This is a genomic window from Candidatus Uabimicrobium helgolandensis, from assembly GCF_041508025.1.
GTDB lineage: Bacteria > Planctomycetota > Uabimicrobiia > Uabimicrobiales > Uabimicrobiaceae > Uabimicrobium > Uabimicrobium helgolandensis.
The window spans coordinates 4,436,044-4,457,879 of the sequence record NZ_CP165719.1; the positions used below are offsets into that span (position 1 = coordinate 4,436,044).

The window sequence follows — 21,836 nt, forward strand, 5'->3', positions numbered from 1 at the left end:
CAGTTATTGTTGCATTAATTTTTGTGCATTGTAGTGTGTAAAAATAATGCAACATTGTAGAATTTTGTTTCGATATCGAGATAGTATGAAAAAAAGAAAAAAACAACGAAAAATTTTTTTTGATTTTCCTAAATCACTCCTCCTATGCATTGTTGGTATTATTGTTGCTTATCTATCACTCCGAATTTTAGTGCCGCTAACATCATCTCTGCTTGTTGTTATATTTTTTAATGTATTTCTTCTTGGTAGTACGATGGGAAGTTATCGCTTAAAAGACAATGATCTTTTCTGGTTCCTAGCAGGAAGTTTCTCTTTAGTTACTTTTCTACTATTGCGAGCCGTATTTATCACAAACCATTATTATTCTCATTATTAGTATCGTGTTAACAAATGTTTTATTCTCAAATATCTTGATTAATCATCAAGAACTACTTTGTAAGAAAAATTTATGCAACTAATATATTATCTTCCTATTATCACAACGATTGTTGCTATCTGTTTTAGTTGGGAAGTAGCAAATCGTTATCGCCAACGCCAAGGACTACATTTACTATGGTGGTGTATTGGTATTGTTTGTTTTGGTCTAGGGACACTTGTTGAAAGTTGTGTTACCTTGTTTGGTTGGCATCCTCTTTTATTTCGTTTCTGGTATATTGCAGGTGCGTTACTTGGTGCAGCTCCTTTAGCGCAAGGAACTGTTTATTTATTGATCAACAAAAAACTTGCACATATTCTTGCCGTTTTTCTATTACTATTCGTAATAATAGCATCTACATTTGTTTTTCTTACCCCACTAGATATCTCCTTGGTAGAGAATGGTGAACTATCAGGTAAAGTAATTGAATGGGAAAAAGTACGACTATTTAGTATTTTTCTAAATGTATATGCTGTGTTTTTTCTTGGTGGTGGTGCATTTATTTCTGCGTGGCGGTTCTACAAACAAGGAAAAGAGCACTATCATCGTTTTATAGGAAACGTTCTCATTGTTATTGGGACTTTTTGTGCGGCAGCAGGTGGAGCTTCAGCAAGAATGGGGCACACTGAAGTTTTGTATGTTGCTGAGTTATTTGCTCTACTCATTATTTATTTAGGGTATCGCGTAAATATAAAACAAATAAAATAGATTTTTAATACTTTGATCCAAACTACAAAATTACTATAATAATTCAAGTTGTGGTCTATAAATAACGCAAAAAATCTTAAAAGTAATTTACATTATTCCATTTTTGAGATTAGTGATCATGGATCGATGATCTAAGTGGCTGGCCAATGAACTTTGTCAGGTTACTTATTATAGTTCACCACTTAAGTTATAATAAATTTTATTAACATAAACACATAATTAACGAAAGGTTCATCATATGTGGGACTTAGACGAAAGCACCGGAGCAATAGTTGACAAATTTATGATCGGCTTAAAACGACGTAACCCTGGAGAAAATGAATTCCATCAAGCCGTTTACGAAGTTGCGGGTAGTGTGATGCCTTATATCTTGGATCACAAGCAATATCGTGATGCCTATATTCTAGAAAGAATGACCGAGCCAGATCGCGTAATTTCTTTTCGCGTATGTTGGGAAGATGACAAAGGCCATATTCGCGCCAACCGTGGTTATCGTGTTCAGTTTAACAATGCTATTGGTCCATACAAAGGAGGATTGCGTTTTCATCCTTCGGTAAACTTGAGTATTCTTAAGTTTTTAGGATTTGAGCAAACTTTTAAAAATAGTTTGACAACTTTACCAATGGGTGGAGGTAAAGGTGGTTCTGATTTCAATCCTAAAGGAAAATCTAGTCGCGAAGTTATGCGTTTTTGCCAATCTTTTATGGCAACTTTGTATAACCACATTGGTGCGAAGAGAGATGTTCCTGCTGGAGATATAGGTGTAGGCGGAAGAGAAATTGGTTATTTGTTTGGTCAATATAAGAGACTTGCGAACGAGTTTACAGGTGTTCTTACAGGTAAGGGTCTTTCTTACGGTGGAAGCTTGATTCGTCCAGAAGCAACAGGATACGGTTGTGTGTACTTTGCGAATGAAATGATGAAGCACAAAGGTGAAGACATCAGTGGCAAAGTATGTGTTGTATCTGGTTCTGGTAACGTTGCTCAATTTACTGTTGAAAAACTTTTACATTTAGGTGCAAAACCAGTAAGTATGTCTGACTCTGGTGGCTCTATTTACGATGAAAACGGTATTACCGAAGAGAAACTTGCCTTCATCAAAGATCTAAAGAATAACCGCCGTGGACGTATCAAAGAGTATGCTGATAAATATGGATGCCAGTATCTAGAAGGTCAACGGCCTTGGGGAATTAAGTGTGATGCTGCTTTCCCATGTGCTACTCAAAATGAAATCTGCGGAGATGATGCACAAACGCTAGTCAATAATGGTTGCCGTATGGTATCAGAGGGTGCAAATATGCCAACTGACATGCCTGGTGTTAATGTGTTTATGAAAGCACAGATATTGTATGCTCCAAGTAAAGCAGCAAATGCTGGTGGTGTTGCTACATCTGGTTTAGAGATGACGCAAAATGCTACAGCTTTACCGTGGACAAGAGAAGAAGTTGATCAAAAATTACTTGGTATCATGAAAAATATTCATGGACAGTGCGTTAAGTATGGAGAGTCTGGCAGCGGCGTTGATTATGTAAAAGGCGCTAATGTTGCAGGCTTTGTAAAAGTTGCTGATGCTATGCTTGCTCACGGAGCAGTATAAAAGTCATCACTTTACTGTAGTATAAAATAGGGAGCTCTCTTTCTTTAAAAAAAGAGAGCTCCTAAAATTTTATTTGCTTTTATAAGCAAACTTCGTAATGAACATATTTTTTACAAGCAAATCAATTATTGTGAGTCTTTTCCTAAAACACGAATAGAGATCACAACCGCTGCAATACCAAGTATGAGACATAGCCATACTGGCGCCCCAAACCCAATAGGTAGATAACCAAATACACACGAAATAACACCGCATGTCAATGCATAAGGGCTTTGTGTTTTAACGTGATCAATATGATCGCAAGAGCTTGCCATTGATGACATTACTGTTGTATCTGAAATTGGAGAACAGTGATCACCCAATGTTGCTCCAGCTAGAACGCTTCCAAGAGTACCAAGTAGGATATAGTTATTTAAATCTAGAGGAAGTCCTAGTTGTTGTTGTGATAAATCTACACCTAGAGGTATTAGCAGTGGAAATAATAGGCCCATAGTTCCCCATGATGTACCCGTTGCAAATGCAACTACCGCTGAAGTTAAAAAACCTATGACAGGTAAGAATTTCACTGATATAATATCTTTAATGTTATAGTAGATATATTTGTTCGTTCCTAGTTCTGAGCACGCATCTTTTAATGTCCATGCTAAAACTAATACAAGAACAGCTAATAACATAGATTTTGCACCACTTACCCATGCCTCTACAAGTTCTTTGGCGCTCAAAATCTTTTGCACTAAGATAAGAGTAAAAGCCGATAGTGATCCCCAAAAGGCAGCCCATAATAAAACTAAATAAGAATCTGCGGCACTAACTATATCCATCAAACGTGCATTTTTGGCTTCTTCACCTAAACTTTCAGAACCATTGAGATATAAACCAAATATTGTTGCAAAAATAACAATAGCGATAGGAAGTATTGCATTTATCCAACGATGAGGTTTGCCTTCTGGCGCTTCAATGGTCTCAGCAGTACTTAGTGGAACAGCTCCAGGAGCAAGAACTTGTCCTGTAGAACGCGCTCGTTTTTCTGCTTGTAGCATCGGTCCATAGTCTTTTTGCGAGGAGGCAATATAGTACACGAAAAATATAGTGTAAATACTATAGAAGTGAAATGGGATCGAGTTATAGAAATAATCAAAAGCTCTTTTTGCTTGTCCGTATTCATCAAGAGCACCACCAATGTAGCCTAGCTCTGTTCCAATCCATGTAGAAATGAGTACGATACTACAAACTGGCGCTGCAGTTGAGTCGACAATATAGGCTAGTTTTTCGCGCGAAATTCTCAATTTATCGGTAATAGAACGCATGCTATTACCAACGATTAAAGTATTAGCGTAGTCATCGAAAAAGATTACAATTCCCATAAGCCAAGTTGAAATCATCCCACTTCGTGGTGAGGTAGCCCAAAGAGAAATTTTTTCAACTAAATTGTGAATCCCTCCTGATTTCGAGACAATGCCGATCATACCACCAATCGTACAGGTAAAAACAATTACTTGTACATACTCACCCTCCGATAGTGTTGCAATTAAATTGTGACTAAAAGTATTGAGTAGACTATCTATCGGATGAAAGCCACTCATAATAAAAACAGCACTCCACACGCCGATGAATAGGGATAAAAGCACTTCTTTGGTTATAATTGCAAGAAGGATTGCGAGGAGTGGAGGTACAAGTGTCCAAAAAGGGCTAAAAGCAGAATACTTGGTATCAAACTCTTTGTCCAATTGCTCTTTTGGTTTTATAATTAATTTATCACCAATAATTTTACAACTAGAAAGTTCTAGTAGGCCTTTATTAAACTTAAATTCTGTTTGTTTGTATACCTTGTCTTTTTTGCCACGCAATTCTAAGTTTTCAATAATAACAACCTCATTATAATTGAAAACGTTTCCGTTCTTGTCTAATGCTTTAATAACAATATCGCGAGGGAGGTTATCCGCAAAACGTCCATCTACAACAAAGCGATTTAAGGTAGGAAATTCAACCATATAATGAGTATCACCCTCACTAAAATGAATATTCTTACCAACTACTTTTGCGCGATCAATTGTGAGCATACCACTAGAGAACATTACTTTATTATCAATTGCTTCGTAAGATGCGTTTAGAATTTGAATGCCATTTACGGTAATTTTTTTTGTGTAGTCAATAATTTTACCTTTGTTATCTACTACTTGAAAAGATAGTGTTTGTGGAATACTTTTTTCAAATAGTTCGTTGCATTCAAAGTGAGAGATCTTGGGGAAGATTACTGGAAATTTTTGGTCGCCAACAATGACAAGTATTTTGTCTTGTTGTTTTTCTACCTGTTCTATAGAGAGCTCGCCTTTTACAAAAATAAGCTTCATTTCTTGCGAAACTTTTAGCCCTTCAATAGATACTTGTTTGGCAAAATCTACTGATTGACCGTTGCTATCCACAGCACGAATAACAACATCCGTCGGTATATTATTTGCAAAAACTTTGTCTATTCTAAACTCATGAACATCTTCAGCGAATAAAGAGAACGAGAGCACAAACAACAAAGTTGTACATACAAGATTTTTCAACATTCTACAACAGACCTTTCTAAAACAAGTTTGGGCGCACTTGTCCGAGACAGTGCGCCCAAAAACGTAGGTAAGAGAGATAGTGAATTATTTTCGACCATCTCCTTTAAGGTGCGTCGACATTTATCTTTCTTATAATTTGGCTTTTTTAGAAATTCGCTTCGTTACTTTTTAGTTACAGAGTAGAACTTTGCGTCCTCAAAGTGCCTTGCTATTTTCTAAAATAACTAAATGTCTACACGCCCTAGTTAAAATATAAATGTAGGAGCGTTTTCTCGCCATCTAAAGCAATCTAGAGTTTATATACTGTTCTAAAACCAATCACATTCCACCACTGGTCAGCTTCCATCCACCCGCGAAAAGTTGTGGATACTAGTTTAGGGTCGCTATTCCATGCTCCACCACGTATTACTTTGCCATTTCCGGCTCTTGGGCCAGACGGGTCTTCGCTTGCTGCTGTTTGGTAATAGCTTTCATCAAACCAATCATTACACCACTCCCAAACATTACCAACCATATCAAGGCATCCGTATGGTGATGCACCTTTTGGATAGTGACCAACAGGAGATGTACTTCTTCCTCCAAATTCAGGTTCGTGCTGACAATTCGCTTTCCAGCCGCCGAAACTAGGAATATCATCACCCCAAGGATATTTGCGTTTATGGTTTGAATTGGAACGTGTACCATTGTTTCCATCGAAATAAAAACCACCTTTGGCAGCTTTTTCCCATTGTGCTTCTGAAGGTAAATCTTTGCCTGTCCACTGCGAATATGCTAGCGCGTCTTCCCAGGTAATATTTACTACAGGTTCTGTGTCATCAAGTTCCCAACTGGGCTTTCGTGGTTTTTCTCTATTAGTTGCATCGCAAAAGTGATTGTATTGTAGCCAACTAACAGGACACTGATCGATTAGAAATCCACCTAAAGCAACTTCATGCTCTCCTCTTTCGCATTCAAATTCTGCGCCATTGAACCCCATAAGAAAAGTACCTGCAGGAATATATATCATTACTGAACCGTCTTTTTCACAAATAATTTCACTTGCTTCTTCATCAAGAGAAAATCCATTTGGGAGGTTTAATGTTGAGAGTAAATCCATTGTTTGGGCTTCTTCTTCTACTGCTCCTCTTTCAGCTTGAATTCCCATTTGACTGTCGATAAAGGTGCCATCATCATCATCTAAATCCGAAAATTCAGGAGTATCAAGACTAATACCAGCATCTACTGGTAAAAGTTCTGGTGAGTCAAGACTGAGCCCTATATCCATTGGTAATGGATTTAAATCTTGTTCCGCTGGCATAGATGACAAATCTATAGGATTAGCGTCTATAGACATTGGTGTAATTTCAGGTTCAACATCAACAGGGATACTTGGTATATCAGCTTCTGTATCGGTAATATGAGATGTTTTTTCTTCTTCGCTCTTTATATCAAAATTCTCAGGAGAGATGACAACGGAATCAAAATTATTAGCCATTGTTGGTTGTTCAGGTTCAGGATTTGTAGAATCGGTAGATTCTTCTTGGTATGGCTCTATCACGAAAGAATCGAACATGTTAGGTGATTCTAGTTTGGGTTCTGAAGTTGGTTGTGGAGTATTCTCTTCGTTGTCTTCTGTATTCTCTATTTCCTCAATATCTTCCACTTCTTCTATTTCCTCTATTTCCTCTATTTCTTCGATATTTTCCACTTCCGGAATCTCTTCTTCTGGTGGACTTGTATATTGTTGAGAATCCTGATTGTAACTAAATGGATCTTGTTCAAATCCATCTTCATCAAAGCCACCTATTTCATCCTCTAAAGCTATTGCTGCAACAACTGGGGCAGCTGGAGCTTGCGCAGGCATAGCATATCCATGTTTTTCTACATGGTTTTTAATTTCTTGGATTTTTTGCACTACTTGCTCTGTACCATATCTTCTCTCAGATTCAGGCATAAGACAGTGCCCTACAAGGTCAGATATTAAGTTGCGAATGCCTGCGTCATTAATCGCTAGAATATTTTCCGTTGGCGGTGTTTTTGCTGTGAGTAAAAACATCAACGTTTTACCTAAACTAAAAATATCAGCTTTAGTGTCTATTTGCCGATCTCCGCGCTGTTGTTCTGGAGCCATATAACCAAGTGTACCAAGCATTTTTTTGGCAATGACACTATTTGAGTTTACGGTAACAGTACGATGAATTTCTTTTGCATCTGGTAACATACATGCAATTCCAAAATCAATAATACGTATTTGTTTTGTTTGGGGATCGTATAATATGTTACTTGGCTTTATATCTCGGTGAATTACAGGTGTCGATAAGTTGTGCGCCGCTTGCATTCCTTTCGCAATTTCAAGGATAATATGTAGCGTTTCTTCAAATCCAAGAGGTTTGTTGTCGTTATTGTTTACAACATATTTATATAAGTCTACACCTTCAAAGTATTCCATAACAATGTAAGGACGACTTCCTTTGTGCCGACGTATTTCATATATTGACAAAACGCGGGGATCATTAATTTTTTTAGATATTAACGCTTCAGAAAAAACCTCTTTGATGGTACCGCTTGCATTACGCCACAATGTTTTTACTACAACTTCGCGTTCTTCGTACACATCGTTACATAGAAAGGTAACCCCCATACCGCCAGCTCCAAGTATTTTTTGAGGCTCATATCTTTCTACATCAAATAAATCGCATTCTTCGTTGCCAACCTCTAATGATTGCATCATGTAGCTTAAAGCAGCTTCATAACTTTCTTTGTTTAAAAGAGCGTGGAATAAATTGCTTTCTATATTCGCTCGTTGTTCGTGATTTGTTCCAGATAAAACAAGAGCTCTTCGAAAATATTCCGATGCTTTTTCAGGCGAACCAATTGCAAATAAAATGACTCCTATTCTATTTGCAAGAATAGGCTTATTGGGATTAGAGTTCGGAATCTTATCAAACAAAGTTCTAGCTTTTTCTATATTTAGCTTTTCGTTCTCCAGTTTACTAGCAAGGAATGCATGCGCGTATTCTACTTTATCTTGCCCAATAACTTCCATAGCTGGTCTTATTAAATTTTCGATTTCTAATGCTTCATGACCAACACTATCCACCTTTTCACCTCCAGCTTGAACTTAATATTTAAGTAATGATTTACAGTACAACTCTAGTTCGTAACTAACAACTAGAGCAATGTTTATATTATAGCAATTTTTTAAATGAATTCAAATGAATCTTAGGGCCTCTATATCTGAAAAAGCAACTTTGATTTACCTATTTCAATTGTATCTTCGTCTTTTAAGAGAATTTCATATACAGGCTTGGCATTCACTTTTGTGCCATTTTGACTTTGTAGATCAATTAAGACAAAGTCTTTGTTTACGCGAATGATTTCGCAGTGAATACGCGAAAGCTTTGGGTCTTTCAAAGTTATAGAACATCGCGAAGCTCTTCCTAGATTTACATATGTATCAAATGATACAACATTACTCGTATTTAAATTTGTAATTTTTGCCATTGGCTATCCATTTATTAGTAGGACGTTATATATGGATTAAAAAATTCAATCGTTTTTAGATATTGGTATTTATACTTTTTACTTATCCATTTATCAATAAAACACTGCTATGTTGGTCGCCAGCTGCGATTTCTGTAAGTAGTACTTCTCTTTTTGGTATTTTTACTTTAAGCTTGCATCGTGGACATTTGGCTGTTTTGTTTGCCATAGGTAAAAAGCAGTGAATGTTTGTACCACAGTGCGGACATGTTGCACGAATTTTAACGTGATCAAAAGGGCTTTTCTGGTCTTTGCCACTTTCAGTATGGCTATCTTCTTGTATTTCTTCGGCAACACTAGCTTCCTCAACATTTTCTTCAGCGACGGCTTCAGCCATTTGATAGTATTCTTCCTCTGAATCGTCATCAGCAAGATATGTTCCAGTAAGACCAACTCCTGTACAATAAAAGGCACCCCAGTAGAAAGGATGTGAAAAAGGACGGAAATTTTTCTCTTCGAATTCTTTTTCTCCTGGAATTGAACCGTTTGCGTCTGAAATGAAATCGCTTAATTGTACTTTGATCGGCTTACCTTCGAATTGAATCATGTTGCGATTTGTTTGTAGAGTTGCAATTGCATTTTTCTTTTCGTCAAAAGTGACTTTACCCGAATCTATAAGAAAATCGCATAAATTAGATAGCCAAGTAGCTCCTCGTTCATTGGATAATTTTTGCTGCATTTTGATACGTTCAATAATATCATTGATTGTCATTGTGCGGAGTTCGTTTTGCGCTTCTTGGAGTGCCATTGCTGGGCTCAAGCCTTGGCCAAGTCCGTGGTAAAATTTTTCTGTCACGAAAAATGTTGCTATATCAGGAACAGTCCACATCGGTGCAACTACATTTTTGACACCTATTTTTAGTAATGCCCAGTGCAGCCCCATTAGGTCGCCAAAATCATCTAAATTATCTATGTTGCGTTCGTTTGCTGAAAAAGTGATTGCATTGATATTACTTTTTGAAATATAGCCAAGAATATCGTGGATAAATACTTGACGGTCAGCTAAAAGAATACTGGAGTTTTGCACCTTGGGGTATACATTTTTACTATGGACTGCTAAGTGGATATGTGAGGCCTGTTCTAAATTGCTTTTGAAGTTTTCTAACGTGCTATTGGCACCTAATTGAAAATTAATTTCTCCTGGCCAAATTCGATTCATGATACGAATTTCTTCGCGCATAAAAGGAATATTTTGTTGTGTACAGTGGGCTATAACTATTTTATATTCTTGATTAACAGTACCATGTGCACACTCGCTAAATGTTAAAGCTGTTGGTGCGTAGATTACTTCGTAACGATCTTGCAAGTATACTTGAAAATTAGCCCCTTCGATTTGCATTAAATGGAGAGGATATAATTGCAAAATACCTTCAGGAACTAAAATTAGACGATTGATTGTTTGTGTTCGCGATTCAATACGAGATACCAATTCAGGTAATATTGCTTCTGCAATTTTTTTGGTAGCTAAACCGAGTTGTACTTTCCAGGAATTTTGTGCTTCGTAAGCGTTCTTCCAGCCATAGCCTGCTATTTCGTCGCTGATTGCTTGGAAAGATTCTTGTGAACCATAGCTTTTTTCTATACACCATTTCGACCACAACTGTAAAAACTTTTCGATCGTTAATATTGGTTCGTATAGGTCTGTTAAATATTGATGTGTCAACTCTGGTATCAAGAAAGCGTCTACACTATTTCCATCTACTATGAAGACATACATTCCTTTGTCTGTAATTAGAAATTCGACTAAGACAGTTGAGCTGTCTATTTTTTGTTGCAGTTTTGCTATATCAAAATCAAAGCCACGTCCAAATTTTTCATCCCATTGTGGATCTTGTTGACCAATATCATGTCGTAGTTTTTTTAGAATAGGCAGATTTTTCTTTAAACTTTCAACATGGTGGGTAAAATTTTCGTCCATTCTCAGTAGTTCTTGGTATAGAGCATGATTTTGTTGCAATAGTTGTATATAATTGCTTTTTAGGTCAGCAGGAGCTTTACTATGCTCGATAACGACACTTTCCTCAATATTCGCTGAGTACAACCATTTCCTTGCATATTCAGTATAATACAATGCTTTTTCAAAGTCACTTTTTGATAAACAGCTAGTGACAACACTGTGAAAAATATCTTTGTATTTTTTGGTGTCGTTGATTTGAGGAATACAATCCTTCAAGCTTTTTAGGCCATCAATAGCAAAAGATAACAGACTCGAAGCTTCCTCTATTTCGCGGTGGTCTATAGCTACTCTACCGAGATTACCATAGCTTTGAATAATATTTTCAATGTACTCTGTTTCTTTTGAGATCATCAAGCACTCATGCCAAATATTACTAGCCTTGTCAAGGTTTTTTTGGCGATAATGATATTCACCTATTTTGATAAGTATATCGTTTTGGGTGATTTTATCGTGGTGCTGTCGAGCCTGTTGCAATTCTTCTTCTAAACGATCGAGAACTAAGCTATCATCAGTAGATGTTTGATTTAATTTTACCGGAGGAAGAGCCATTTTTGAAATAGGAGAACTCATATCTGTGTCTTCTATGGCAATGCCATCTTCAGAGGGAACAAAGCTCACTTCTTCATCGGAATTTAACAATTCTTCGTCAAGTAATTGTAGCATTCTACGCGAACTTTCAAAATACGGAATTGCTTTTTCAAAATTGCCGGTGTCGCGGTGTAAATTACCTATGGTCGTCGCTAGTGACGAAAGTCCTTGGTACACATTACTATTTTGTATTTGATTGTAGATAAGTTCTAATTTTTCTAAGCGTTCTGTTTTTTCTAGAATCTCAGAATGTTTTTGAATAACAAATAATAAATTATTGCCAAAACTTTTTTGTTGGCATTGTTGTTCGATTTCACTAGCAACTTCATTCCAATCTAAAGACTCTTGAGAAGATATAATTTTTTCATTTGCTTCGTCTTGGGTGATTTCATATTGAGTTAATTGCTTTGCCAGTTGATAAAGTATCTCTTTCATCATTTTTCCCTACTTCATAATTTCCTTCGGCATATTTCTCCGAACACCATAGAATATGTTATTATAGCAATCTTTATAAACTAGTTCGTAGTTTATATCTTGCGATTGCATAGGAATGTTTATTTTTCCTACTGAGAAATCAACAAAGTGATATCTTTTCAAAAACTTAGGTACAAAAGATTGTAGTGCTTTACACCAACCAATATGAGTAATAGAAGTATCTATGGAACAATTCCAAGAAATGGCCAGTGTGTTTTCTGATACCTGTTTCTGATTTATACTAAGCCTATTTTCATCAAAGTCTTCTAAGTATACATCTATTTTTTTTAATGTTTGGTGGTTTTTATATTTTAATTTTACTATATATTGATAATTTTTTTGCGATTCTAACCCGTAACCGTCATTATCATCAACAATGGACACATCTTCATTTATTCCACTGTATATAACTCGATTGTCACTCAAACGCTCCAAAACAACTTCTTCCAAAAGTTGTGTAGGCATTTTTTCCCATTGGAAGTAAATACTTGAATATTCTCTAAATACATTAAATTGATATGGAAGATTACTATAATAACATTTAATTCCTTTAATCGAAAGAGTCCATTTCTTTTTGCATTTGCGTTTTATTGGAGCAATTCCTACAACTGCTAGTTCAAAGCTCATCGATTTTTCTGGTAAGCCAATTTTCTTATCAACATTGAGACTCTGTCCCCAATCTTCAAATACTAAGGAGTTTTCACTGTTCTCTTGGTGAAATAGAGTATTATTGTTGAAAAATAATTCAACACTTTGAAAAAAAGTATATTTCTTGAGTTCATTAAAATCCCAACATATCGCACCTGTTTTGGGTTTTATGTTGATAGCAGAGAATAAGTCTTTCATACTCAATGATTGTACTTTTTTTTCGGTCGCAAGTAATTTTCGACCATCAGACATTACATAAAAAAATCGATAAGTGATTTCCTTGCCACCTTTAAAATCACTATCGTAGAGTTCATCTTCATCCGTCTCAATAAGAGGTAAGTCGTTTCGGTGAACTTCTATTTTTAAGATAGCTGGAGTTTTTTTATAATGCCATTTTATATGATGAATGAGCCCTACTTCTACATCTATATGCAGTTCTGGTGTTTCAGTTGTTGCGTCACCGTTTGCGAGAAGACAAACTTTTCCAGATTTGAGTTTGCCGTGTATTGTCCACTGATAGGTTGTGCACGGAAGAAGTTGTTTGAGTTGAACGCTACGTGTTGAGGGACTAAGTTCGTGTTCGCCTACGTTGGCAGAAACTTTAAGAAATAAACTTTTTAACTTCATTGCAAAAGTCGTGTCGTTAATATCCCATTTCAGGCGAAAAGAGTCTGTCGCAAAGTCAGTAGTCTCTGCCTCAATTTCGTATGGTTTTGTTTTAAACTTTATTGATGTTCCGTCTTGTACATGACCAGATAAATATTTGTATTTTAGTGGAAAGATATATTCTCGTTCTGGTTCAAGGTTCTCCAAGGTAATTGAATCACTTTTTGTCGTTGTTAATAGTCGATTATCTTGGCTATGCACTTGGATACACTCTATTTGACCATGAGGTGATGGTTTCCAGCTAATACAGCTACTATTGTAAGTTGCTTGAGCGTCGACCTCTAAATTAAATTTATTTGTTGTTACATTGCCTAAAAAATACTCGTGGCGCTGCTTTTCTTCTAAGTACAAGTACAAGTAATACTCAAACTGTTCACCAGGAATTAAGAATTTGTCGGTAAATTGTAAACTAGTTTTACTTTTATTCCAGTCGATTTTGTGGATCTTTTGCTTTTTACCTAAACGATGAATTTCTATATTTGAATTCATGCATTGTAGTGTTTGCTGATCTATACGAATGAGCCACGAACAAGTTTCATAACCTACCTTTTCAAGAGAACAGCTAATTCCTATTTCTGGAATTTTAGGTGTCTCGTCAAAAATTTTGTAATCAATACCTTCTACTTTAGCAAAGTAATTATATGTTTCACCAGGGAGTACTTTTTCATCCTTGATTTTAGTATTACTACGCAGGATCGACTTTGAGACTAAGGATGTTTCTCCTTTGTTATCCTGACGGTAAAAATACAAGTAAAAAAACTCTTCGACGATATGGAAATGTTTAAAGTGTAGATCAAAAGATACTGATTTTGGAGAAATAGATCGTTTTATATTACACTGCAAAATATTTTCAATTGTGGGAAGTATATATTCTTTACTATATGGTTGTGATTGTTTTGTTGTGCCTTGTGATTCGTAATAGGTTACCACTGCAATAACTAAGCTTTTACCGATTTCTTTCATAATTGTGGCTTTATCAAAATCAAAATCGTAATCGCATTCTGTTGTTCTTGCTATTTCTTTTCCGTCAAGAATGACTCCATAGTCACGCAGGTACTGGCTAGGATAGCTCTGCCAACTTAAACGTAATTTTCCCAACTGTGGTTCTTCTATTGATAAAGTTTGAATACCAGGAGGAGCAATGTCTACTTGCCAATTAGGTCCTTTTTTCCAACCAATGGAGTCGACTAAAATGCGGCAAGAAAAGATATGTTTATCAAACATTTGTAAATTGCGTTTGTTCAGTTTAAAAACGACTTTGTTTTCCTGTATTTGTTGTACGAAATCTTCTTTAATTTGCGTGCGATAAGGAACACCGTTGTGCAACAGTTCTATTTGTGAAAAGATTTTGTGTTGCTCTTTGCTTAGAACCATTTCAAAAAATATTTGATTTAGTTTATTGTAAACAACTGGTGTTTTCATTGTTGGAACTAGACATACTTCGTGAATGATTTGTACAGAACTTTGCTCTTGACTATAAAAATTAGGTTGGCAAACGATCTTGATTTTTTTATTTTGTGGTATCGAAGGGCCACCTGCTATTGGAAAAATAATTTTGTCGTTTGCATCGCATAATTTTGTTAAGCGATTGTTTTCTTGGATAAAAAAAGATACGTTTTTTAAATTAGGTACTTCTGGCCACTGAAAACCGATTTGATCTGTAGGTAAATCGGTAATTTCGTTTAACGGAAATTTAATTGCTGTCAACGCGCTTTTGTATTTCCACCATGTGAATACATTACCACTAACAACACGTAGCGCACAGGTAATTTCGCCACTCCATTTTCCTGAAATATTAATAGTTTTACCAAAAGCTACGTTTTTCTCTATAATTGTGCCTTTTTCGTGGTCTTCGATTCTAAATTCTAAATTCTTAGCCCATTTGGGAGCATTTGTGATTTTTATCTCAATGTTAGAACGCGAAGCTTTGACAATTTCGAAATCAACTTCTTCTTGTGGAGGGTTATGCAAGTAATGAGCTATACAACTCACCGAATGTAAACGTTGATGAATGGATTCGCATAATAATTGCTCTAGCAACTTTATTATCCAAGAATGATTTGAACTGAGGCGTTCAATTGCTTTTCGGGTTTCAGATAGGTCAGTGCTTTGGTCATAGTCTTGTAGAGTTAATAAATAGCGCAGTATTAATCCTAGTTGGCGGATATCTGTACGAACATCCGGACGATATTTTTGAGGAGTTTTTTGACCAGAAAGAAGCAATGATCTTTTGTAACGGCCCGTGTTTTCTGTAGATTTAAGTGGACAGCTGTAGTGTAAGCCGACAATGTTGATGTTATCACTGTGTTCAGGATTAGTAATAATATGCTCAGGATGTAAGCTCTGTAAAATAAAGCCTCGCTTGTGGATATAGGATATTAATTTTATAAGTTTATGAAATATATTTAAGCGCTGTTTTAAAGAAAAAAGTTGAATTTGATCTTGTAATATCGGTAGAGGATTTCCTGCTAAATACTCTTGCACTAGCACTAATTCTTCTGTTTTTAGATGCTTCCAGTCAGGAAAATTTTGAAATAATTTTGTGTCCTCGTCGCAATCATTATTCACTGTCATCATTGCTAATGGTTCAGGAAGAGAGGGGTGCGATATTGCAAGTACACGATGCTCTGTAAATAACATTTGTCTACGGTATTTAATGTAGTCAATTGCGGAATCGAAGATGTTTTTTCTTTCGCTACGATAGCGAATTACTTTTACACATACATGATCTCCGTTGCAATTGACAGCCTTGTAAAAATTAAAATGATTTCCTTGATATATTAAATCAATCACTTTAACTTTATAAGCTATATTGGAACGGTTTTTATTGAAATACAAATACCCGTTTATTGTTTGACCTGGAGAAAACTTCATAACTACCCCTGGAACCTGCTCAATTCATTTAGTGCTTCATATAACATAGTACTACTATCTTGATAGCGTTCTTGTCGTTGATGCATGGTTGATTTTTTTATAATGTTTTTTACATTTTTAGTGATGTTATCGTAACTAGCTAAATCAAAGTTATGTTGTGGAGGAGTTGTATTTATTAAAAAATCCCTTGGTTTCTTTCCGGTGAGACAATAAGCCATCAAAGCACCAAGAGTAAATAAATCAAATCTCTCATCTATGCGCGGATTATCTATAAACTCTAAACTTCCAGAGTATACTTCAGGGGCGGCATAGCCGTCCGTAACAAAAATAGGAATATTTACCTCGCCTCGACTACTTGAATACACTTTAACAGCTCCAAAATCAATTAAGCTGATATGCATGTCGTCGGTGACAATAATGTTTTCCGCTTTTAAATCACACAATAAATAATAGTGTTCTTTTCCCTTACTCGATACACGACGTTTATGCATATATTTCATTAGTGAAAGAATTTGTTTCGCGATTGTTAATGTTTTATAGTTTCCTAAAGGTTTTTCTTGGATAATTTTTCCCAGTGTGTTTCCGCGAATATATTTCATTACGATGAAAGGAGCATTTTCACGATATTCTTCTGAAACTTGATATTTGACACGTGCTGCGTTGTGGAAAGATCTACAAAGATCCACACTACGATCGAAAAAAAAGCCGTTTAGATTCACTACACTGTCGAATCCAGCATTAGAAAGTTCTGCAAGATACTTTTTTTCATCGCGATATATTTTATTTAAACAATCAATTTGGCGTTCAAAAACTCCTTTTCCTCTTGATATATAAGGAAAACAATAGTCTCCCATATAATAAGGTGTTTTGATAACAACCATATTGTCGCAGTTCCAGCGATCGTAAGCTGTAAAAACACAGCCAAGACCACCGGTTCCAAGAAATCCGCATATTTGGTAACGATCATTGTTTAAATAGCGTTTAATCCAATGCTCTTTCCCTTCAAAAGCAAAGCACAATGCTTCTTCTGTTCCATGTGCGGTATCATATGTTTTGATTTGTCCAAGTGTTTGTGGCATAGTTTTATCGCCCTATTTAACTTCCTTGAAGCGCATAATAATATAATTTTTATGATTACCCATTGAAATTAAACTACCAGGTTCTAAATATATAGGGTTACGATTTTTAGGAGCGCGCTCTCTTTTTTCACCTTGCTGTGTTTTTACAATTGTGTAGTTTTTATCTGATAAGTGAAAAAATACGTAGCTTTTTTTACTTTTATCATAACGAACAAGAGCATGTTTTCGTGAAATTCCTTTTACCATTTTCATTTTATCTTGGAAAGCGTTGCTACCTGCCTTGTCTTTATACGCATATTTCCAGGCCATAGTTAGGTCTATATCATTTTGAGAACCTCTTTCGCTGGAACGTCCTATAATGATAGAACCGACTTCGTCTATTTTAAAATAAGCAATAGCTTTTTTTTCAGCATTGTACAAAATCAAGTAACAGCCTTTTGGAAACCCCGTTTCCTTATCTGGTAGAACTTCCAATGAACTAGCGCCTGTTTTTTGCGGTATTGATGGTTTCGAAGGTAACTTCTCTTTTTCTAGCGCCGGATCATCAAAAACAACATCAGGTGTATCGTCGAAAACGACGTCTGATGCCACATCATCATCAAAAACAACGTTTTCTTTAACATCTATTAGTGAAATATTTTCTTTAAAGATAATTCCATCGTCGCTCTCATCATCATAGCAAACAATATCACTAATTGGATCTTGCTCCTCTACAACAACAGCAGGCATATTATTACTGAAAGCTTCTACTTGTGTAACATGAGATTCTTTTTTATTATCGTTTGTCTCTGATGGTTCTACTATTTGTGGATCGCTTATTATTTGCGAATCTACTACTTGCGGTTCGCTTGTTATCTCTAATTCAGTGATTGGATTTTCCGCTATTGTTGTAATTATTTCAATTTGCGGAGTTTGTATTTGGTTGTTTGTTTCTTCCGTTTCCTCTAAGCTTTTTATTTCTTGTATAATTTCGTATTTACGCGTATCACAAATAGGACATTTATCTGGTAAATTATCTACTGTGTCTGCAAGCTCTTCATCGCATATATGGCAAAAAATTGTATTCATTACTTACCCTTACATCAACGTAAAAGTTATTTTCTTTTTCTTTTCCGGTTGCAACCTACCATGCTAACTCATCGTCGTAGTGGTCGTCCATAATGTCTGGAGGTGGTAAAGCTGAATATGCTGCACTTGTTTTAGACTTAGAAACGGCAACACTATTATACTCTTCTAATGAAAATTGACCTTTACTGATATAGCTGTTGCGAACAGCTTCCCAGCGTGCCATTGTTTCCATATCTCCGATTTTCTTCAACCTGTTGATAATAAGCTTCAAATTACGCATAATTAAATCTTTGTTTTCGCTATTGTCTTGGATTTCTTGAGCGCGAATTGCAATAGTGTAGTATGTCGAAGCATGGATAACTTCGCTATGCGGAGGCTCGGCAAGACGTGCTTGATCGCTGGTAAAATTAACAACAACTATTCTTTCGATAACTTCATCAAACACATTTTGTTTTGGTACATCGAATCCTAATATTGCGGTCATGATAGCTTTTTCGCCAATGAGACCTGGATCAATAAGGGTTCTGACAACAGCTGCGTAGCGACGGTTACGATCGACATTTTCAAAAGAGATTGTATTTGACTGGTAGTTTACCATTTTTATATCAGGTGATATTTTAGCAATACCTCGAATTTCAACACCGTGCGTTGTTTCTAGCTCTACTTTTACCTTTGTTGCTACCGTATTTTGTAAAATGCGTAAACTACGTTCAAAAACAGCCATCGTTTGCGCTGCGTTTTCGAGCTTTTCCATGAAACCACTTGTCAAAAGCTCCATTTCTTCTCCGCGAAAGTCAGCGCCAATTCCCAGTGTGTCTATATCAATGCCTTGCTCGTGAAAGTGCCGTGCTTCTGGTTCGCAAGTTTCAACATCGTGAATCATTCCATCTGTCAATATAAGAAGTTTTGTTGCTACATTGTGAGAGCTATTTTTCATCTTTTGTAGTTTTTGCTGCGCCAACTTTAACGCAGGATAAAGATTTGTTGAGCCGCGAGGGTATTCATATATTTCGGTAATTTTATTGCGTAATTTTTCTTTGTTGTTAACGGGTTCTGCCCAACAAAATAGTTTTTCTTCTGTTGTAAAGGTAATAATTGAAATCAAGTCATGATCTTGAAGTTGGTTGATAACATGACAAGCGGCTTCGATAACAGCTTCTAGTTTAGTTTTATTTTCTTCAAGAATATCATCCATTGATCCACTAATGTCTAACATTAATATAAAATGCGTGTTACAAAGTAACTCTGGTTTTACACGCAATTCATCTTGAAGATATGCTTCGATGAGTATATCTTTTTCTAGGGGATCTGGTGCATCGCTTCGCAGATAAACTTGCTCGATTGCACACTTAAAACTAAAAATGCTTTCTGCATCTAACATCTACAATTCCTCAATCTATATCCTGGGTAATAGACAGTCTGCGCGTTACTTTTGCTGTTTCGTCTGCGTTTGCTCTTTGGAGTTTTTTTTGTCTCACAAACGACAGCAACCGTAACCTATTATACGATTCTATTTTTGGTTGAAAAGATTTTGGTAAAGTGCGTAACACAATGGCAGATAAATTATCTTTTCCCCCGCTAATTCGATTCGCACTAGAAATTAATATACTTGACAATGCTTTTGCGTTTACAAGAGAATCTCCGTTGTACGAGGAAAAAATAGAGGCTAACCTCATCATTCGATAGTTTTCTTGTAGTGATAAATCGGACTCTGGCTCTATGTAGTCTGGTATACCATCAGAACAAATAAGCAAATTTTCGTTGGCACTTAAATATGTATGAGCAAAATGCATATCAACATGAGCTTTATCGTAGTAGTTGGCTCCGATACAACGAGTAATTGCATTTCCGCCATCAATAAACGCTTCTTCTAGTGGTCTACCCGAAAGAATTTTAATGTTTCTTTCATTATCTTCAAAATTAAGACGTTCCCATCCATATTTACTAAAACGAAAAATAGGACTGTCTCCGACCCATGAAAAAAGTATCATATCCTTGTGTACTAGTCCTGCAGTGACAGTGCTTCCCATTATGGAAGAGAAGTCGACATTTCCAGTGTGCTCTATTACTTTTTTACGTATTTTACTATTAGCAGTGTTTACTAGGGAGCTTAAAAAATTACAACCTTGTTGTTGATTATCACTAGCATAAGCACAAACCTCTTCGCGCCTTTTCTCATCGTTATTTTGCCACCATTCTCGGAAAGTATCAGTAGTAATTTGACTTGCATCTGCTCCAGAGCCGAAACTACAAGTGGAAATTCCATCGCAAAGAACAAAAAGTCCCCAACCATTTTGTGTAAGAGTATGTTGGGTAACAAATAGTGAATCTTGGTTCTTTGTGAAATCACTTTTGTGTTTTTCATCACCAACATCTAGATCACTACCTATTTCAAGAGTAAATTTTTCATTATCACTTTCTGATGTTAAATAGAGTGATTCTAAAGCGTCTTGAAAGTATTTAATTTTTTGGTAACCTCGTTCCTCTGGGTGTGAAACAAGTGCTTGGTTCAAAATAGATTCGAAATATTTATCTTGGACATTTTTAATAGAAGATAAGTCGTTATCAGCTTTAAAAAGTTTTAAGCTAGGTAATCCGTAGTGATATGAAATAGGATTGTACTGTAAAAGATTAGGTGATTTTGCTTTGAGTAGATAGAGTGCTGCCGCTATGATATATACTTCTGAAGTTTGAGTTATGCGTTTTCCCGAAGAATCATCCCAGTACAACTCCCACGGTATTAGACTATTATCTACTAATTTTTGTGATGGATTTTCCTGCCAGCTGATGTCTCTTGTACGTAGATATATAGTTACTGGGTATTTGGTTTTAGGTTTACGTTGAAGAACCAAATCCGCAAGGCGCAAACTACACCAATGTTGATTATAGGAGTATATTGTTCTTGCGATAATACACAACTGAATACCAATACCTATTATTTCTTTTGTGGTTAAAGGTTCATTTACTTTGGAAGTAATATAATCATAAGCTGAAATACTAGGAAATTCGTTTTCTTTTAATTTTTGGTAAATCCATAGTATACGATTAAAGTCTTTTTGGAAGCTTACAAGAGGTGGCTGCCAATACTGGTTAAGAAGATCACTATTTTCAAGTATTTTGTACAGTTGTAAAAACTTTACATTTACTTCTTCTGAGAATTGTTCTTCTAGAATATCAACATTTTTTTTAGGAGAATCACCCGCTTGATATAAGCCCACTGAATATACAGAGTTATCGTGCTCATGCTGTTCTTTCGACTTCCACAGAGTACCTTGTTCTCCGTCAGAGAGTGTGACATTTATACAACTAATCCCCAGTTTAGGAAATCCAGTTGTGTATAAATGCTTTTTGACTCTTCTTCCGCAGTGCTTACAATATCCATCATCTTTTACATGTCCCCATAAATTGCAATCGTCGTGAGGGCATTTTTGGATTTTTATTGGCTGAGAGACAATATCCGCTGCTATAGCAATTATCTCTAACTCTTTTTCTGTTATTTGCGAAAAGTTTAAATCTTCAAGGCGAATATTGATTTTGTTTTGCTTTTCTACATCCAAAGAGTAAAGGATTATTTGTTTATCTTTATTGGAACATACAGTAATTCTTTCACAAGGAAAGTCCCATAGTATCTCCAAAGTATCTTTTAATTTGCCTCTTAGTAACAAAGGCATAGTGTGTTCCTTAC

12 protein-coding genes are annotated in these 21,836 nt (G+C 35.9%); 3 read left to right on the plus strand and 9 right to left on the minus strand.

The features are described from left to right. Nucleotides 1-85: 85 nt before the first annotated feature. The 3 genes from UABHE_RS16285 (at nt 86) to gdhA (ending at nt 2,720) form a co-directional block, all read left to right on the plus strand. The gene (locus UABHE_RS16285; RefSeq protein ID WP_372371389.1) at nt 86-376 is read left to right on the plus strand and encodes a hypothetical protein; all 291 of its coding nucleotides are present in this window, start codon (nt 86-88) and stop codon (nt 374-376) included. Nucleotides 377-448: 72 nt separating this feature from the next. After that, on the plus strand, nt 449-1,123 hold the full coding sequence (locus UABHE_RS16290) for a hypothetical protein (protein WP_372371390.1): 675 nt from the start codon (nt 449-451) through the stop codon (nt 1,121-1,123). A gap of 238 nt (nt 1,124-1,361) precedes the next feature. After that, nucleotides 1,362-2,720 carry an NADP-specific glutamate dehydrogenase gene (gene gdhA / locus UABHE_RS16295; protein ID WP_372371391.1) on the plus strand — a complete coding sequence of 453 codons (1,359 nt, stop codon included), beginning with the start codon at nt 1,362-1,364 and terminating at the stop codon, nt 2,718-2,720. 125 nt (nt 2,721-2,845) lie between these two features. Here the strand turns inward: gdhA and UABHE_RS16300 are convergent, their stop codons facing one another. The 9 genes from UABHE_RS16300 to UABHE_RS16340 all read right to left on the minus strand — a co-directional run bounded on the left by UABHE_RS16300 (nt 2,846) and on the right by UABHE_RS16340 (nt 21,822). Further along, nucleotides 2,846-5,275, minus strand: a complete 2,430-nt coding sequence (locus UABHE_RS16300; protein WP_372371392.1) for a Na+/H+ antiporter NhaC family protein — start codon at nt 5,273-5,275, stop codon at nt 2,846-2,848. A 289-nt stretch (nt 5,276-5,564) separates the two neighbouring features. Next, nucleotides 5,565-8,354, minus strand: coding sequence for an SUMF1/EgtB/PvdO family nonheme iron enzyme (locus UABHE_RS16305; protein WP_372371393.1), 2,790 nt, complete (start codon nt 8,352-8,354; stop codon nt 5,565-5,567). A gap of 131 nt (nt 8,355-8,485) precedes the next feature. Beyond that, on the minus strand, nt 8,486-8,758 hold the full coding sequence (locus tag UABHE_RS16310) for an FHA domain-containing protein (RefSeq protein WP_372371394.1): 273 nt from the start codon (nt 8,756-8,758) through the stop codon (nt 8,486-8,488). 82 nt (nt 8,759-8,840) lie between these two features. After that, nucleotides 8,841-11,780: a CHAT domain-containing protein gene (locus UABHE_RS16315; RefSeq protein WP_372371395.1), complete on the minus strand. Its 2,940-nt coding sequence runs from the start codon at nt 11,778-11,780 to the stop codon at nt 8,841-8,843. Between the two features lie 6 nt (nt 11,781-11,786). Further along, nucleotides 11,787-16,004, minus strand: coding sequence for a hypothetical protein (locus tag UABHE_RS16320; protein WP_372371396.1), 4,218 nt, complete (start codon nt 16,002-16,004; stop codon nt 11,787-11,789). Between the two features lie 2 nt (nt 16,005-16,006). Then, a complete protein-coding gene (locus tag UABHE_RS16325) occupies nt 16,007-17,083 on the minus strand; it encodes a protein kinase (RefSeq protein ID WP_372371397.1) in 1,077 nt (358 codons plus the stop codon). Nucleotides 17,084-17,095: 12 nt separating this feature from the next. Further along, nucleotides 17,096-18,151: an FHA domain-containing protein gene (locus UABHE_RS16330; protein WP_372371398.1), complete on the minus strand. Its 1,056-nt coding sequence runs from the start codon at nt 18,149-18,151 to the stop codon at nt 17,096-17,098. Between the two features lie 55 nt (nt 18,152-18,206). Continuing rightward, entirely contained in the window at nt 18,207-19,532 is a 1,326-nt protein-coding gene (locus UABHE_RS16335; protein WP_372371399.1) for a VWA domain-containing protein, read from the minus strand. Nucleotides 19,533-19,542: 10 nt separating this feature from the next. Then, on the minus strand, nt 19,543-21,822 hold the full coding sequence (locus UABHE_RS16340; RefSeq protein ID WP_372371400.1) for a PP2C family serine/threonine-protein phosphatase: 2,280 nt from the start codon (nt 21,820-21,822) through the stop codon (nt 19,543-19,545). Nucleotides 21,823-21,836: the final 14 nt, after the last annotated feature.

Excerpts from the sequence above, each read along its gene's own strand:
- UABHE_RS16285 (WP_372371389.1), top strand. The coding sequence starts at position 86 with ATGAAAAAAAGAAAAAAACAACGAAAAATTTTTTTTGATTTTCCTAAA.
- UABHE_RS16290 (WP_372371390.1), top strand. The coding sequence starts at position 449 with ATGCAACTAATATATTATCTTCCTATTATCACAACGATTGTTGCTATC.
- gdhA (WP_372371391.1), top strand. The coding sequence starts at position 1,362 with ATGTGGGACTTAGACGAAAGCACCGGAGCAATAGTTGACAAATTTATG.
- UABHE_RS16300 (WP_372371392.1), bottom strand. The coding sequence starts at position 5,275 with ATGTTGAAAAATCTTGTATGTACAACTTTGTTGTTTGTGCTCTCGTTC.
- UABHE_RS16310 (WP_372371394.1), bottom strand. The coding sequence starts at position 8,758 with ATGGCAAAAATTACAAATTTAAATACGAGTAATGTTGTATCATTTGAT.
- UABHE_RS16315 (WP_372371395.1), bottom strand. The coding sequence starts at position 11,780 with ATGATGAAAGAGATACTTTATCAACTGGCAAAGCAATTAACTCAATAT.
- UABHE_RS16320 (WP_372371396.1), bottom strand. The coding sequence starts at position 16,004 with ATGAAGTTTTCTCCAGGTCAAACAATAAACGGGTATTTGTATTTCAAT.
- UABHE_RS16325 (WP_372371397.1), bottom strand. The coding sequence starts at position 17,083 with ATGCCACAAACACTTGGACAAATCAAAACATATGATACCGCACATGGA.
- UABHE_RS16330 (WP_372371398.1), bottom strand. The coding sequence starts at position 18,151 with ATGAATACAATTTTTTGCCATATATGCGATGAAGAGCTTGCAGACACA.
- UABHE_RS16335 (WP_372371399.1), bottom strand. The coding sequence starts at position 19,532 with ATGTTAGATGCAGAAAGCATTTTTAGTTTTAAGTGTGCAATCGAGCAA.
- UABHE_RS16340 (WP_372371400.1), bottom strand. The coding sequence starts at position 21,822 with ATGCCTTTGTTACTAAGAGGCAAATTAAAAGATACTTTGGAGATACTA.